This is a genomic window from Paenibacillus sp. R-74696, assembly GCF_055814915.1.
Genome location: NZ_JBPULM010000018.1, coordinates 36,813 through 52,908 on the forward strand (window position 1 = coordinate 36,813; position 16,096 = coordinate 52,908).

Here is a 16,096-nt window from a genome sequence, read left to right on the forward strand (position 1 = left end):
CTATCGTTATAATCATCTCATTCGTTAGGATAATTATAACAATTATAGGGGTTTATTAGAGGACATCTAGCGGACACAAAGCGGACTGAAAGCGGACCCGCTTGCTACTGGTACTTCTGAGTCTCCTTGAAATATGCCAAATTGTTCGCAATAAACAAAACTAACAGGAGGAGGAACGGAAACAATTGAAAGCTGCTTAGCGCGGAATAGGCAAAGGTAACAAATACGAGCGCATACAGCGTATTATTAATCATGTTGAAGGCGCGATACGACGCTTTATACACAATGAATTTCTCCGCCTCATCCAGCTTGTCCATATAGGCCTGTTTTGCTCCAAAAGGGCGTCCGGTGTCAAAAACCCGCTTCGGAAAATTGCGGTTAAACACTTTAAACAGCAGCGATTGCAGCCGGATATGCGCCAGCACCAGTAATAGCGAAATAATTAAAAGGGCAAGTACAGGCTTGCCATGTATGTCCTCAATAATCATTTGTGAAAGCAGCGTCATGCTGCCAACGATCGCCGTATACGTGCCGAAGGTGTTCAGCATCATGCTGGAGCTGAGCAGCCTCTCCCCCTTCTCCTTATCCTCCTCCTGGTTAAACCTCAGACAATACCTTACGCTGGCTGCCCAAGTTCCAATAGAAGCGAGCAGAAACATCATATGGATGACATCAAGGCGAAAAAAGCCCACCGATATCCCCTCGAAATTCAGCTTCCCTGCATTCGACATTCCAAAATAACTTACTCCAAAACCTAATAATCCACCTATAACAATAACAAGCACCCACTGCAGCCTCTGCGATTTCCCCTTACTCATTGAAGTTCCCCCTCATCATCCAATATAAAAATAAATTCCACAGGCTCCTTAAACAGCTTCGCCATCTTTAACGCCAGAACCACTGATGGTGAATAGTCGCCCCGTTCAATTAAGCTGATCGTTTGCCGAGAGACATCAATGGCTTCAGCCAGCTCCGACTGGCTCATTCGAAAACGAGCCCTTAATTCGCGAACCCGATTATCGAGCTTCATACGTCCACCTCCATGTGACTAATATACAGGATGCATGACATAATGTAAACTAAAGTTGTCAAAATAATAAATAAAACTTACAAATCCAATGCCTTGCAAATATGCGAGCCTGCTTTTTCACAAAAAAAAGGATTGACGTATTCACAAAACCAGGTATACTCATATATATCAAATAGATATATCGAGTAGATACATTATAAATAAATTCAAATACCTGATTGGAAGTGAATCCCGATGCTCGAAAACATAATATTGGGACTGTTGATGGAGCAGCCGATGAGCGGCTATGACATGAAGAAGACGATTGACCATTCCGTCGGCATTTTCTATCGGGCAAGCTTCGGAAGCTTGTATCCCGCCTTAAAGCGTCTGGAGACCAAGCGCTGGGTAAGCGTTTCGGCAGAGCTGGATAATAGCAAAAATAAAAAACTATACACGCTGCTGCCAGAAGGCAAGGCTACCTTTCTCGCATGGCTGGCGGAACCGATTCAGCTGTCGCGAAGCGAGCTGCTGCTGAAGGTTTTCTTTTTCGACTATTTGGATGAGGATACCCGCCAGCAGCGCCTTAGTGAATACCAGATGCGTTTAGGTCAGGAGATTGGCAGGCTGAAGGCTGCCTCCGGCATTGTTGCCGGGGAGCTACAGGAAGTACCAAATCCGGAAAACTACTATTACCGCGTATCCGTATTGTCCTATGGGCTCGACTATTTTCTAATGGAACAGAAATGGATTCAAGCGATTAAAGAGAGGAAGAATTTAAACGATGACCGCAACGAACACTAACCCCCTAAATAAACCCGCTTTTTCTGAAAAGAGACCTGTGCTCGCTATCCTTATCATCCAGCTGCTGCTGCTATTCGCCGTATCCGCTGCCGGGGCCTACGCCACCATTAAAGAACTGGATTATACAGCACCTGTGCTGCTATCGTTCATCCCTATTGCGCTTGCCTTAATCATCTACTTAACTTTGCGCAAAAAATGGGGCTTTGCCGGCTTTCGCCCGCTCTCTGCCATTCCGCAAGGCGGCTGGAAGTATTACCTTCCGCTCGTTGCTGTACTGATCGTTATCGGCACGAATGGGTTCAAGGCGCTTACGCCGGGCGAAATTTATTTTTTCATCTTTTTCACCTTGCTTGTCGGCTTTGTAGAGGAGACGGTTTACCGGGGCCTTATTCTGAACATCCTGCTGCGCAAATCGGCTTCGACCGCGGTCATCCTCTCCAGCCTGCTGTTCGGTGTCACGCATATTTTGAACGCTTTATCAGGGCAAAATGCGGTAGATACGACGATCCAAATCGCCTATTCCTTGGCGGTCGGCCTTTCCCTTGCGTTATTAATGGTGAAAAATCGCAACCTTGTGCCGCTGATTTTGTTCCATTTTGTACATAACCTGATTCAGTTTATTGGCAATGAGCGTACCGCAATCGGCCCAGATCTGCTCATTATCGCAATCCTTGCGGCACATTGCGTCTGGGTAGGCATGAGCTTGAGACAAGGGAAAGCAACAACTTAACGCCGCACTTTTTGGTAAATCCAATTTTATCCATGAGTTCGAAAAGCAAAGAGACTTCCATAAGCCTCAGCAGCTTGAACAGAAGTCTCTTTATTGATTTGCATGCAAGCGGATCGACTACGTTTCCGAGTTAGTCCGCAAGCACGAGCGGCTCATACTCACCGTCCAGTATGCGGTCGATGAATGCGCCCGGCTTTTTCCTCAGCTTCGCCCATGTCGCGTCAGGCAGCATCATCAGCTCCTTATGCTCCACATCGTAGCTGGCGAATTTCTTATGTGCAGGCACCCAGACGAACATGCCCAGCGGCGAATAATTGTCCATATCCACAAGTAAATTAAGCAGCTTGAGCCCCTCATATTCCAGTTCAGTGACGTCCAAGACCGAACCAAATTCAATATAGGATACCTGCTCACAATCCGGTATTTCAACCCGACTGCTCGTCTCTCCCAGATCGCGGATAATGGCGGCAGGAAGGCCCGCTTTTTTCAGTTGAGCCGCTCGGTTATCGAAATCATGCAGCTCCTTCGGCTCGTAAGAATAGATGAGTTCCATCACTTCTTTATGCTTATAGCGCTTCGCGTCCGTGTAAGCCCGCTCTCCATAGCTGTCTTTAATCGCCGGATTAGCGCCCGCCTCCAGCAAATAACGAACGATCGGCAAATGCCCGATGCCAGCAGCCGCTTGCAGCGGCGTTCCGCCATATGGGCGTACCATATCCGGCTCATTAAAATTAACGGGAGCGCCTGCCTCCACCAGCATTTTAACCAAATCCAGACGTCCGCCCGCTGCTCCTCGCAAAGCAAGGCCGCCATGTAGAGCCACATCAATGCCGAGCGCCAGCAGCGCCTCTACCGCCTTAGCATTTCCCCAGCTGACAGCATGAGACAAGGCAGAGCTGCCCACATGAGACACCGCATTAATGTCCGCACCCTGCTCCAGCAAAAACTCGAATACTGGGCGCTTGCCCTGCTTTGAAGCCGTAACGATTGCTGGATTTTTTAAATCATTCAAATCCATGCCTTCGGAAATAAGCGTTTTGATTACTTCAATATTCCCGCTCTTGCAAGCTTGCACCATACGCTCTTCCCATTCCGTTTCCATCAAAACTCCCCCGCTTTCCCAAGCGTAAACGGCCGAAAGCCGTCCTCTGGCGACTAAGCTACCGTTTCGCAATGAAATATAGAGAATGGATGGAAAAATCATATCCTTTCCTATATTTCAAAAAAATTCATTGCTCCTCTCTCTATTTTACCCTTAATGGCTCCTGCAAGGATATATGGCTTTTCCATTATTTGGAGGCAATGCCCACGAACGTATTACGCAGCCAAAACAAAAAAATACCGCTCCTCCAGACGATCGCCCGGAGAAACGGTATTTTGCGCTGCTTATTGAATTTAGCATTTATTCCGCACCTGCCGTGCCGGATTTTTTCCGCTTGCCCGTCAGCTGGAACTGCTCGATTTCCTTGCATATTTCATGCTGCCAATTTATATCCTTGCTCATTGAAGCAAGCAGCGACATATTCGCCAAATAAGCGGCTTCGCTGACATAATTCACGTTGAGCTGCTGGCATTGCTCCAGCTCCGCGGCTTCGCTTGGCGAAAGCTGACGTTTTTTGCTATGCAGCCACAGCTCTGCCATTCGCTGATGAAACGGGATTACCACTTGCGACCACCACCCTATACGAGCCAGCGTACCCTTTTTAGCCGCAAAATATGCTTTACACCCTTCTATTTTACGTAGCAGCTGCGCAAAAAGCTCCTCCATTGCAAGCCTTTCTTTTCACGTACATACACGTCAAACCTTAACGTTCATAACACGTACACTATCACCAGCTTTAATGCTGCCCTCGCGTTCAACGGAACAGACAATACCTCTGCGCTTGCGGGCGGCAGGAACGAATTTGCTGCGCAGCCCCGCTTGTCCGCTTGCCTCCTCAATCACCTTGCCAGGGGCGATGCACGGCAGATTTTCCCCTTCACAAATTAAGCCGGTACCACCTGGAAACAGCAGCCTCGTCCCAACCGGAAGCTCCGTCAGCTTGTCGATGCCGCTGATGAGCAGGTTAGCGCCTAACCACTCTGGCTTAATAAGCGGCAAACCCATAGCTTCCGCAATGAGCTCACACTCCTCAACTGATACAATGCTGATCTGCCTGCGATTTGCAATCATCGTACCGCGAGAATAAATTTTTTGCCTGGAGTCTGCCGGGCGAAGCAGCCCATAATGGCGGTCGCCCGGAATGCCGCCCAGCTCCACCTCAATGAATGGCACTTCGCAGGTTACGAAAGTCGCCTTCTCCTCTGCTAATAAAACCTGTTTAACCACAACACCCACACCCATACGCGCTCCCCCTTTTTAACAAATAGTATTTATAAGTTTCGCTTGAATTAATCCCCGTATCGGATCATTAACAGTCTGGCATTATAAAGGAGTATATTCTATGGTTTTTTGATCAAATAAATCACTAAAACGTTTTTATAATTCATTTTTCCGTCTCTTTATTTCATTTTTTTGCGACATTGTACTGCGTGGGGATACTCTTTCTGCTAAACTAGTCTTAGGTATAACGCTTTCATTCTACTTGCTTTGCGAAATTTCCAGCTATTGACGTAACGTTCATTCGATCGTATTATCGTTGATAAACCGCAGCAGTGTTGACGGCATTATTATTTGCATAAGATGGGGAGGAAGCGTACTTGCGTCTAGATTTTCATTTTAGCTTGGAAAATAAACCTGATTCGATTACTCGGCTGCAGCCGCTGACGCCACTCTTCGGGAAAGGAGATTAACATGACGAATGCCGTTTCTTCCGTGTGGGAAATCAGCTATTATGAGCTGACCATTCGCCTGCTGCTCGCAGTCGTGCTTGGCGGACTCGTCGGTCTTGAGCGCGAATTCGGCGGCCACTCCGCAGGCTTCCGCACACATATTCTCGTATCTCTAGGCTCTTCTACCGTCGTTTTGCTATCCATGTACGGATTCGCGGCATTCGCGAATGAGCCCCGTGTTACTCTCGATCCGGCAAGGCTAGCCGCACAGGTTATTAGCGGCATCGGCTTTCTGGGAGCCGGTACGATTCTCCGCAAGGGCACTGGCATTTCGGGTCTGACAACGGCGGCTTCCTTGTGGGTTGTAGCAGCCATCGGTCTATCGGTTGGAGCTGGATTTTATGTGGCAGCAGCTATCTCTACTACATTGGCGGTGATATCTTTGTTTGTATTCAACAAACTGGAAAAAACATTTTCACGAACAAAACGCATTCATGAAATTAGATTCAAGCTGGCGAAGCACACTTCCGGCTTGCAGGACATAGTAGCTACTTTCCATGAACACGGCATGAAAATTCATAAGCTGACCATATTAGATGATGACGATGATTCATCTGAGCAAATGGGTGGCTCGAAGACGATGAATGTCATTATTCAGGTGAAATTCAAAGGAACAAGCCTTTTCAGCGACCTAACGCTGATGATGGCCTCCATGGATGGCGTTCGGGGCATGGAAATTAGCGGAGAACCGCTTTAATTATAGTGCACAGGCGTGTTAGGAACCGAACTTAAACTTAATACCATTACAAATATTAACAATTATTCAAAAATAAGCAATCCCGAGTAGTTAGCCTCTTGGGATTGCTTATTTTTTATTTTGCCCTCATCGTTCTAATTACAGTAATTATTGACAGCAGGAGCACAGGAATGAGTACAGATACAGCCTTATTAGCACCATCCAACAGTAGCCAAGTACTAATACCTAACAATAGGATCAAAACTGCTAAAATCCAATAACCCGTATGTGTAATTTTACTTTTTGATTTTTTTCTTATTATAACTGTGATCAAAAGAAATATAACAACATAAAATAAAAGGAACCCATAAATTAGAATATTGCCCAATATCATATAGCCCGCAACTTTCTAGTTAGACGTAGATTCAAAGTAAGGGAGCGGGAGCCAATGTAAGTTCAATGTCACTCCTCTTCCCTTATTATTATGTGACATCGAATTTGCAATCATAAATGATCCTACAGCCACAATTGTAGCTGCTGCAGAGGCAGAGAGACCTGCTGGCGGATTTACAACTGCAATAGCTCCACCAACAACTGCTACTAAGACCCACACCTGACCAGATTGATTTAGTTGATAAACTTGATCAATTGTTTCTTGATTATTAAAAGTTACAGCCACTCCCCACCAATAGAGATTAGCAAAAACATACTTTTGTGCGCCTTCGATACTTTTTTGAGGAAATGAAAGGCTTGTAGAGTTTGTATTAGTATTTTGAAGTAGCTTTTTGTTTGCAGCTTGCTTAAAACTATCAATGTTGCTAGAAGATTGAGCTACCTCAATATTGGCTACCGGTTCACCATTTTCGATTTTCAGTAACTTTTGATCAATAGCATCGTTAACACTATCAACAGCCCTAGAGTACGATTGATACACCTCACTACTATACAATGGTTCTGCTGCTGGATCAATGTAATATAGATTGTCTTCACCAAGTTTAATATATTTTGTAATTGTTTCACCAGCTTGTACAATTTCTTCTGTTAACTCGCTACTTTCCACCTTTAAAATGTGGGATTGATTAGAAGCAACCTTTACATCTAACTGTTTTACAGTTTTAGGGACGTCCGCAGCAAAAGCAGCGGATGGAACAATGCTCCCACATAGCATTGCAAAAGAAGAGAGTGTTACGATTGTTTTCTTTAATCTCATAGTACAACTCCTTTTACTTTTATAGTCATTAAATTTACCACATAAATTATTTAAAATGTATAATTTACCAAAATTAATATGTATTTTTTGTGAACGTCTGTAAGTAAACCCTCTTTCATAAAGAGCAATTATTTGCACTTTAAGCTAGAATCATTATTACAGTCACGCCTCAATATTCATATAAAAAGAAACACGCCCGCTTTTGCAATTGGCAAATAGCAGGCGCACAGGATTAACATATTTCAAAATCCTCAAATCATCTTCTATTATAGTTTGACTGACCTAACCTTAAAGCTCACCCCGATTAAATTGCGTGAACCATATTAATCTCCACCGGTAATATATAACTAAATAAAACATGTACTTGGTAGTTCTAGCGACGCCTTCCTCACCCTTATTGGTTTTTTGGTTACTAGCTCAATTCTTAGCCCCATTTTAACCCACCTAGCTTGGCAGCACCCTTAGCTCCCGAGATTCGCGGATATGGCCGACACCCTCCTGGCACATGCCGTAGGGCTGCCATGGGCAGTCCGAGCATAGGCGGTTAATGTCGCCAGGCACAATGCGGCTTGCGACGGAATCGCATACATCGGACCATTTCGCCACACTGCCTATCGTTAATCCGACTTCCTGCAAAATGGCCTGGTCCTTCTGATAGACGCTCTTATTCTGGCAATGGGACGGCTTATCCGCCGGGAACGCCTTGCAGATATCGTCAGGACCATCAATGATTTCAATGATGGTATCAGGCTGCTGCCGCAGTTGCTCATATACGGCTGTCATATTGACGCAGAAGCCCTCCGAGTAGCCCTTGCCCCGATAACCGAGCAGACAAAATAAATGATGGCCCCGCAAACGAATGTTCATGATGCTACTCCCACTCTCCGATTTAATGTTAACCAAATTATATCACGAAGGTTAACATACTTGCGAGCAATGAGAGGCGAGTTAATGAATGTACTAGGAGAAGCGATATTCAGAAATTTGCCCGCTAGGGATATAGCCGATATTGCGATACGCTTTGTTTGCGGCTGAGTTTTGAACATCCGCATACAGCATCGGCTCTAAACCACCTTCCACAATAATGGCGCTTACCTCTGCAACCACAGCGCTAGCAAATCCGCGATTTCTCGCATCCAGCGCCGTATAAACCGCATTAATTCTAGCATGCCTTGCTGTACGATGAGCTATCGCTGCCATGGATACAATTCTCTCCGCCTCAACCCACACATATAATTCGCCCGATTCCACCATTTCCGCGGCAGCCGGAATTTGGCTTGCTACCTCCACCTGCTGACCATATGCTTCTTGCGTAAAGGCAGCGATGTAGCCCGCCACCGTCTTAATATCTTCCTGTCCCGCTTTTCTTATGGCTCCCGCTATACCTGTAGGCTGCCGTACGACTGGACACCGATAGGCCTCAAGCTTTATATGCAGGCGATGGCTCTGCCCTGTTAACGGCGGATACACTCTGGCGAAAAGTCCGGCCAGCTCTGGGGTGCCCGATATCCCCGTTACCTCAACGCCTTCTCTATACAGCTGCCCCGCCAGATTTCGAGCTATTCCCTCACGAACCGCGTCGGACAACTCTGGCGCCATCCATAGCCAGCCGCTATTGCTGGGCGTTTTTGCAAAAATCATTGTATCATCCGCCGTCTTCCAGCAGAGCTTCGTTTCCGAATCACAAATGCGGTAAATGATATTATAGGCGACCTCATCGGCAAGGAAAGAACCCTTATGCAGCAACGAATCATCGCATTCAAACCTTTCCAGCATCAGCCTCTCTCCTCTTTATAAAATCGCTTTATTGCTTCGTTTTCGCCAGCTCACCGATCAATTCTGGCAGCCAATCTTTTATGTGTTTAAATGCAAATCCTTCCGTTTCCGCCTTACTTGTATCCATATACCAAGAAACAGGTACGCCAAACGGCGATTGATGCTCTTCGGATGCTTCTTCAACAATTTTTGCATTTTTACCCACAAATCCTTCAATAATCGACATCATTTGATTCAAGCTAATTCTCCCTTGAGAGCAAGCATTAATTGGCCCTATAAGATCAGATTTTCCAAGCCATTCGAGAAATTCAGCTGCTTCATCCGAGTGAATGAACGATAGCTCCGCCTCAGGAGCAGGCATGGAAATCGCCACTTCTTTTTGCACATGTTCAACATGAAAGTGCAGCCGGCGGGTGTAATCATCCGGGCCAAGCACAAACGGAATGCGCACAGCTGCTGTTGGAAACGACGCTTCCTGCATAAAAACCGCCTCAACAAGCCGTTTTCCGTCGGCGTAACTGAGGGAGGAGAAGGTATCCGGCTCGGGCAGCTCGCAAGTATAAGGATCAAAAACCTGCTCCATTAGCGGTTCCTCACCAAATGGATATACGCTCATAGAAGAAGTGACGATGTATTTGCCCGTACGCCCACTAAATAGGCAAGTGGCCTCCCGCGCCTCCTTAGGCGAGAAGCAAATGTTGTCGTAGATGACGTCGAAGCTTGCCCCGCCAAGCGCATTAGCTAGTGCGGCCGCGTCGGTTCGGTCGACACATATGCGTTTTACCGCGTCGCCAAAAGGGTCAAGCTTAATGCCGCGAGTAACGATCGTCACTTCCGCCTGCTGATTAATGAGACGCTGCACAAGCTTTTTTCCGAAAAACCGCGTTCCTCCCAGAATCAATACCTTCACCTATCAGCACCTCCAACACTTTGAATTTTCGTATAGTTCCTGTATTGTATCATTATCGCAAATACTACAGTTAGAAATATAAGGAAATTCTAATTCATTCACTCTATTTTAGGAGGCTGCTATGAAAACCCTGCTTGTAGTCGATGATGATCCCCATATCCGCACGCTGCTGAGGCACTTTATGACAAAAGAAGGCTATCGCGTCGTTGAGGCAAAAGAGGGAGAGGATGCCGTACATAAGCTGAAGGAGCATCCGATTGATCTTGCGATATTAGATGTCATGATGCCGCGGATGGATGGACTAGAGCTTTGCGGGTATATTCGGACGAATTACGATATCCCGATTATTTTGCTGACGGCGCGGGAGCAGCTGACGGATAAGGAGCAGGGCTATTTGCGCGGCACTGACGATTATGTCACCAAGCCATTTGAACCGGAGGAGCTGCTGTTTCGCATCAAGGCGCTATTTCGCCGTTATTCTATTTCCTCCAGCGACAAAATCCAGCTCGGCCGCCTTACCATCGACCGTAAAAACTACGAGATTGCCGATGGAGATGCGATGCTTCTGCTGCCGCTTAGGGAGTTTGAGCTGCTGGCGCAGCTTGCCGAATACCCGGGACGGCTGTTTTCACGCGAGGAGCTCATTCGGCTCGTATGGGCAGCGGATTATGAAGGAGATGAACGAACGGTGGATGTGCATATTAAACGGCTGCGGCAGCGTTTTGCTGCATATGATCAAGATTTCCGCATTACGACAGTACGGGGAATCGGCTACAAAATCGAGCTGGCAGCGCCATGAAGTCGCTCTACTCTAGAGTTTTTCTAGTAGCTATGGCAGCCATTATTGGCAGCAGCTTTCTCGGTTTTCTGGTGTCTAATCTTTATTATCATAATAAGCTCAAGCCTTATAACGATGCCAAGCTGACCCGCATTGCCCTGCAAATGCAGCAGTTCGCCGAAGCCCAGCCGGAGCTGGCCACTGCTTATCTCGCCAATGCGGCCGAGCTCGGCTATGAAATATTGCTGACGGATGATCAAGGCACCGAGCGTTACTTCGGACGAGCTTTTCGGGAAAAAGAGTTGGCGGATGACGTGCTGCGCACCGTACTCGCTGGTGGGCAATACCATGGCATCGCGGAGTTTCCCAATCAGCTGTTTATTACCGGCTTTTTCGACAACACGCTCAGCAATACGGTGGGCGTTCCGCTGCAATTGGAAGACAAACGGTATGCGCTGTTCATACGCCCGGATGTCATTTTGCAATTTGGCGAGCTGCGCAGCTTCTTTGCGATGATCGGGCTGCTTACCGTTGCCTTCAGCCTGCTCTGCTTCCTGCTCAGCACCCGCTATTTGGTGAAGCCCGTCACGAGGCTGACAGAAGCAACGCAGCGGATCGCTCAGGGAAACTACGCCCTGTCGCTGAATACGAAGCGGCGGGATGAAATCGGGCAGCTCGCTGCCCATTTTATGACAATGAGCCACGAGCTTGAGCGGGTAGAGCAAGCACGGCAGGAGTTTGTCGCCAACGTCTCGCATGAAATCCAGTCGCCGCTCACCTCCATTCAAGGCTTTGCGCACGCCTTGGCGGAGAAAGAATTGCCCACCGGTGAGCGTACCCATTATGCCGCTATTATTGGCGAGGAAAGCCGCCGCCTAGCGGCACTCACCAAGGAGCTGCTGCTGCTGTCATCGCTGGACCAAGCTGCGGAGGCGCTTCAGCGTAAGCCCTTCAATCTGCGCACTCAGCTGCGGCAGGTTGCACAAGTGATGGAATGGCAGCTGACAGAGAAGGAAATTGCACTCAAAATCGCTGTCCCCAGCTCTCTAATGCTTGATGGCGATGAAATGCTGCTGTATCAGGTATGGATGAATCTGTTGTCCAATGCCGCTAAATACATCCCATCAGGAAGGGCAATTGAGGTGGAAGCCAAGCTGGAGCGAGGCCGCTGTGTCATTCGGGTCACCGATACGGGAGACGGCATCAGCAAGGAGCAGCTGCCGTTTCTGTTTGATCGCTTCTACCGCGCCGATCGGGCCAGAGAACGAGGAACCGAGGGAAGCTTTCCCCCAAACAATCGTTCAGGCGACTCCGTCGGCTCAGGACTAGGGCTCGCCATTACCCAAAAAATCGTCCACCTGCATAACGGGACGATTGAGGCAGCCAGCGAGCCCGGTCAAGGGACGACCTTCACCGTGACGCTTCCACAGCCCTAACGGATCGCTTTTTTCAAAATATAAGAAAGTATAAGTTTCCCCTTATACTCCGCTTATATTTCTCCGACAGAGCTCTTCGCTCGTCCCAGAAGGACGACGAATTCGTTTTTGCTTGAAATATAAGAATTTATAAGTTTCACACTTATCATTAGGCTTATATTTCTCGGAATGAAACGAGCCTCGCCGCCGAAGGACGACGATAGCCGTTTCACCTTGAATTCTAAGAATGTATAAGTTTGATCCTTATATCCGCTTAGAATTCTCCGACAAAGCTCTTCGCTCGTCCCAGAAGGACGACGAATTCGTTTTTGCTTGTCCAAATTTGTAATTTGCCGTTCATACGCCGTTCATTTTCACTTTTTACACTTGTGGCATCACAAGTAGGAGGAATGAGAATGTATTTGGCCCTTAGAGAAATGCGTTTTGCCAAAACCCGTTATTTGCTCATTATGGCGATTATGCTGCTCGTTTCCTTTCTGGTCCTGTTCGTAACCGGACTTGCGGGTGGACTCGCTTATGCGAATGCCTCCGCTGTTGAAAATATGCCCGCCACCCATTTCCTTATGCAGCAGGATGCGAGTCAACGCTTCGCCCGCTCTATCGTCGGGGAGAAGGAGCTTAACAAAGCCCGTTCGGTCGTTGGCGACGCGAATGCCCAGCGGCTTGGCGTGCAGATGACGACGGTAACAGGCGGAACGGACGGAATGAAAACAGATATTACGTTATTCGGCGTGGACATGAGCAGCTGGCTCGCTCCGACTGTCGTCTCCGGCTCAGCCGTCTCCAATACGGGGGCTGGCGAGGTTATCGTAGACCGCAAGCTGGCGGAGGAAGGCATAGCCGTCGGCAGCTTGCTGCATGACCAAACAACAGGACTCACGTGGACCGTTAGCGGCTTTACGGAAAATCAGTCGTTCAGCCATACGCCTGCCGTATTTATGAACCTAAGCGACTGGCAGCAGTTGAAGCAGCAAATGGCCGGCCGCGCAGCAGCTGATCCCGCATTCGCCGCCCCATTCAATGCCATAGCCATACAAGCAACGGATACAGAAGCAGAGCTGCTTTCACAGCAGCTTGAAGATGCGGTGATTATTACGCAAAAGCAAGCGGTAGCCAGCATTCCCGGCTACAAAGAAGAGCAAGGCTCCCTGATGATGATGATCAGCTTCCTGTTCGTCATCTCCGCTTTTGTACTCGCCGTTTTCTTCTACGTCATCACCATTCAGAAGACGAGCCAATTCGGCATTCTCAAAGCGATTGGCACCCAGACATTCTATTTAGCGCGCAGCGTTGTGGCTCAAGCGCTCGTACTTGCTGCTGCCAGCTTAGCCGTAAGCTGCCTGCTGGTTGCGGTCATGGAGGCAGCTCTACCCGCTTCGATGCCGTTTCAGTTATCGCCGGTAACGACCTTGTATACTTGCCTGCTGTTTATCGCCATGTCGCTGCTTGGCTCGCTTATTTCCGTCATTCAAGTGGCGCGAACTGACGCGCTAGAAGCCATAGGGAGGACAGCAGGATGACAACGACAAAGCTTATGCTAAATGAAATTACGCGGGTTTATCATGATGGCGATACCCAGCTGACCGTGCTGGATAAGCTTTCGCTTGAAGTAAAAGCAGGGGAGCTCGTCGCGGTAATGGGGCCTTCCGGCTCTGGCAAAAGCACCTTTCTATCGATCGCAGGAGCGCTACTGACGCCGACGAGCGGCGAAGTGCTCATCGACGGCGAATCGCTTGCCGGCAAAAACGGGCAGCAGCTCAGCAAGCTGCGGCTGCATAACATCGGCTTTATTTTTCAAAGCGCTAATCTTCTTCCCTATTTGAAGGTAGAGGAGCAGCTGATGCTCGTCGCCAAGCTGGCTGATAGGGATAAGCGGGCCGCTCAGGCTCGCTCGGCCATGCTGCTGGAGCGCCTGGGCCTGCTGCATCGCCGTTCAGCCTATCCGAATCAGCTGTCTGGCGGGGAAAAACAGCGCGTTGCCATTGCCCGAGCCTGGATGAATGACCCGGCCATTTTGTTTGCCGATGAGCCGACGGCGAGTCTGGATGCAAACCGAGGTCAGGAGGTTGTGGCGATGCTCGCCCGCGAAGTGAAAACGGAGGGCAAAGCCGCTGTTATGGTTACGCATGATGAGCGTGTGCTGCATGTATGCGACCGCATTTTACATCTGAAAAATGGCGTATTAGTCAGCGCTTAAGCACCGACATAACGGCCATATGACGATAATATAACGGCTATTTGAGCGGGATTTAAGCCCGCAGCCCTAGCTGCCTCAAGCAAGAACAGCCCCTTCGGTGGACGGCTGCCCACATCCGTTTTGGTATAATTTTCTTATACCTGTGTTTCGTACCGAAAGGATGATAGTATGATCGCCAAAATTGGAGATGTTTTTGCTGTATATGAAGAGCGGCTTCAGCAATACGCCGCCTGCCAGGTTATTAGGATTAAAGAACAGGCTTCGAGCCGTCAAAAAGACTTAATCGCCGTGCTGGAGCTTGATTGGCACAGCGACCAGCTGCCGACCGAGGACGAGCTGGGGCATATAAAGCCGCTCATATGCAATTATTATTTTTGGAATGACCGCTGGGATTACTGCTTTGTGGACGCCAATGTGCCCCAGCATTATCGCCTAGTCGGCAACATTCCCCCGCTTATCGAAGCGGAATGCAACAGCTATGGCGGCTGGCGGACAGGCGGTAGCTTATATCGGCAGCTCCAGTGGGAGGCGATTCCCGCCGAGCTTCGCGCCCGTTTCAAAGCAGCAGCGGGCTCCAACGAACAGGTGGACATTGCCGGATTCCCGGCAAAGCTGTCGACAAGCACGATACGCCAGGGGGCGCTGGAGCAGCTGGAGGACTGGTCGGAGCTGCATAAGCTGCCCTGTTTGACTCAGATTCACACCACGCACCCCTACAGGCCTGAGCTTATCGCCTATTTGCAAAGCACACCGTTCGTGAATGAGCTGCATTTGGACGATCCCCGTGCCACAGAGCTGGATTTCACGGGAACGAGCTTAAGCCGCCTTATCTTGAAGGCTGAACAAGTGGAATCGCTAAAGCTTCCTAAAGGGCTGAGCCTGCTTTCCTTAGTCGGTCCCGTTTCCGAGAAGCTGCACATTTATGCGGAGCATGATGGCAAGGAGCTTCTGCTCATGGTGGAAAAGCAAGCGACAAGCCATTATGGACTGAGCCAGTTAGGGGCACTGAATATTCGCGGGGTAGCGGACATCGATTTGGCCGAGCTCGCCGGGCAGTTTCCTCATTTGCACGAGCTGCGCATTTGGGGGGCTCCAGGGTACGCTGCGAATATGGGCGAAATCGCCAAGCTCAAGGGACTGCACACCTTCACAACCTATGATTTGTTCGGCTTCACCGGCGAGGAGTTTCCGCTGCCAGACACGCTGCCGCAGCTCGGCATGCTTTGGCTGGACAGCCTTCCTGCTGATGCCGCCAAGACGATCAAAGCCCGCTACAAAAAGGCGGCAGCAGACGGCCTCGACCTCTCCGTCACCAAGCCTCGCAAGCCAGAATGGATGGCCGAAAATTTGACCAATCCATTCCGCGACTGGGACGGGCGCGAGCATATTACGAGCACCAACGCCAAAAAAGCGATGAAGCTCTATAAAAAAATGCTGGGCGAGCTTGGCATGCTGGAGAAACAAGCCGCTTCCGGCATGAATGCCGCAGAAGTACACGCCGCTCTGGCGGCGCTTGTGACGGATTTTACAGCAACACTCAATAAAATGGACAGCCGCAGCGGCTTCATCGAGACGATTGAACGCGAGGAGGTATACGAGGTGCTGCATGATCTGCTGAAAAATACGAAGCCAAACCTCGCCGAAGCTGGCATCCAGATTGATTTGGACCCGCTGTTCGACATTTTTGACGCTGAACGGGATTTTTGAATCACAGATCCTGCTCACACTAGACACGAAA

17 protein-coding genes are annotated in these 16,096 nt (G+C 48.8%); 8 read left to right on the forward strand and 9 right to left on the reverse strand.

The window, feature by feature from the left end:
• Window positions 1-104 precede the first annotated feature (104 nt).
• Both ACSR9A_RS04555 and ACSR9A_RS04560 read right to left on the reverse strand, forming a co-directional pair.
• The gene (locus ACSR9A_RS04555; protein ID WP_473755912.1) at window positions 105-818 is read right to left on the reverse strand and encodes a DUF3169 family protein; all 714 of its coding nucleotides are present in this window, start codon (window positions 816-818) and stop codon (window positions 105-107) included.
• On the reverse strand, window positions 815-1,030 hold the full coding sequence (locus tag ACSR9A_RS04560) for a helix-turn-helix transcriptional regulator (RefSeq protein WP_341280105.1): 216 nt from the start codon (window positions 1,028-1,030) through the stop codon (window positions 815-817). The genes ACSR9A_RS04555 and ACSR9A_RS04560 overlap by 4 nt, the downstream gene beginning before the upstream one ends.
• Before the next feature lie 234 nt (window positions 1,031-1,264).
• On the opposite strand from ACSR9A_RS04560, the gene ACSR9A_RS04565 reads away from it, so the two are divergent.
• Window positions 1,265-1,813: a PadR family transcriptional regulator gene (locus tag ACSR9A_RS04565; RefSeq protein WP_473755913.1), complete on the forward strand. Its 549-nt coding sequence runs from the start codon at window positions 1,265-1,267 to the stop codon at window positions 1,811-1,813.
• Window positions 1,794-2,543 (forward strand): CPBP family intramembrane glutamic endopeptidase, encoded by a 750-nt coding sequence (locus ACSR9A_RS04570; RefSeq protein WP_473755915.1) that lies wholly within the window; start codon window positions 1,794-1,796, stop codon window positions 2,541-2,543. The genes ACSR9A_RS04565 and ACSR9A_RS04570 overlap by 20 nt, the downstream gene beginning before the upstream one ends.
• Before the next feature lie 130 nt (window positions 2,544-2,673).
• Here the strand turns inward: ACSR9A_RS04570 and ACSR9A_RS04575 are convergent, their stop codons facing one another.
• From ACSR9A_RS04575 to ACSR9A_RS04585, 3 genes are all read right to left on the reverse strand, one after another.
• Window positions 2,674-3,645, reverse strand: coding sequence for an ankyrin repeat domain-containing protein (locus tag ACSR9A_RS04575; RefSeq protein WP_473755916.1), 972 nt, complete (start codon window positions 3,643-3,645; stop codon window positions 2,674-2,676).
• A gap of 300 nt (window positions 3,646-3,945) precedes the next feature.
• Window positions 3,946-4,311: a DUF7667 family protein gene (locus ACSR9A_RS04580; RefSeq protein ID WP_473755917.1), complete on the reverse strand. Its 366-nt coding sequence runs from the start codon at window positions 4,309-4,311 to the stop codon at window positions 3,946-3,948.
• A gap of 30 nt (window positions 4,312-4,341) precedes the next feature.
• Window positions 4,342-4,887: an MOSC domain-containing protein gene (locus tag ACSR9A_RS04585; protein ID WP_473755918.1), complete on the reverse strand. Its 546-nt coding sequence runs from the start codon at window positions 4,885-4,887 to the stop codon at window positions 4,342-4,344.
• 450 nt (window positions 4,888-5,337) lie between these two features.
• Here ACSR9A_RS04585 and ACSR9A_RS04590 point away from each other — a divergent pair, with 450 nt between their 5' ends.
• On the forward strand, window positions 5,338-6,072 hold the full coding sequence (locus ACSR9A_RS04590; protein WP_341280109.1) for an MgtC/SapB family protein: 735 nt from the start codon (window positions 5,338-5,340) through the stop codon (window positions 6,070-6,072).
• A gap of 388 nt (window positions 6,073-6,460) precedes the next feature.
• Here ACSR9A_RS04590 and ACSR9A_RS04595 read toward each other — a convergent pair whose 3' ends face one another.
• From ACSR9A_RS04595 to ACSR9A_RS04610, 4 genes are all read right to left on the reverse strand, one after another.
• Window positions 6,461-7,261 carry a hypothetical protein gene (locus ACSR9A_RS04595; protein WP_473755919.1) on the reverse strand — a complete coding sequence of 267 codons (801 nt, stop codon included), beginning with the start codon at window positions 7,259-7,261 and terminating at the stop codon, window positions 6,461-6,463.
• A gap of 444 nt (window positions 7,262-7,705) precedes the next feature.
• Entirely contained in the window at window positions 7,706-8,128 is a 423-nt protein-coding gene (locus tag ACSR9A_RS04600; protein ID WP_473755920.1) for a DUF1284 domain-containing protein, read from the reverse strand.
• A 93-nt stretch (window positions 8,129-8,221) separates the two neighbouring features.
• Window positions 8,222-9,037: a GNAT family N-acetyltransferase gene (locus ACSR9A_RS04605; protein ID WP_473755921.1), complete on the reverse strand. Its 816-nt coding sequence runs from the start codon at window positions 9,035-9,037 to the stop codon at window positions 8,222-8,224.
• Window positions 9,038-9,065: 28 nt separating this feature from the next.
• Complete coding sequence (locus ACSR9A_RS04610; protein ID WP_473755922.1) at window positions 9,066-9,947, reverse strand: NAD-dependent epimerase/dehydratase family protein; 882 nt, start codon at window positions 9,945-9,947, stop codon at window positions 9,066-9,068.
• Between the two features lie 121 nt (window positions 9,948-10,068).
• Between ACSR9A_RS04610 and ACSR9A_RS04615 the strand changes: the two genes are divergently transcribed.
• From ACSR9A_RS04615 to ACSR9A_RS04635, 5 genes are all read left to right on the forward strand, one after another.
• The gene (locus ACSR9A_RS04615; RefSeq protein WP_473755923.1) at window positions 10,069-10,746 is read left to right on the forward strand and encodes a response regulator transcription factor; all 678 of its coding nucleotides are present in this window, start codon (window positions 10,069-10,071) and stop codon (window positions 10,744-10,746) included.
• Complete coding sequence (locus ACSR9A_RS04620; RefSeq protein WP_473755924.1) at window positions 10,743-12,161, forward strand: sensor histidine kinase; 1,419 nt, start codon at window positions 10,743-10,745, stop codon at window positions 12,159-12,161. The genes ACSR9A_RS04615 and ACSR9A_RS04620 overlap by 4 nt, the downstream gene beginning before the upstream one ends.
• Window positions 12,162-12,556: 395 nt before the next feature.
• Window positions 12,557-13,681: an ABC transporter permease gene (locus ACSR9A_RS04625; protein WP_473755926.1), complete on the forward strand. Its 1,125-nt coding sequence runs from the start codon at window positions 12,557-12,559 to the stop codon at window positions 13,679-13,681.
• Complete coding sequence (locus tag ACSR9A_RS04630) at window positions 13,678-14,358, forward strand: ABC transporter ATP-binding protein (RefSeq protein WP_473755927.1); 681 nt, start codon at window positions 13,678-13,680, stop codon at window positions 14,356-14,358. Before ACSR9A_RS04625 ends, ACSR9A_RS04630 begins: the two co-directional genes overlap by 4 nt.
• A 168-nt stretch (window positions 14,359-14,526) precedes the next feature.
• Window positions 14,527-16,065, forward strand: a complete 1,539-nt coding sequence (locus ACSR9A_RS04635) for a hypothetical protein (protein WP_473755928.1) — start codon at window positions 14,527-14,529, stop codon at window positions 16,063-16,065.
• Window positions 16,066-16,096: the final 31 nt, after the last annotated feature.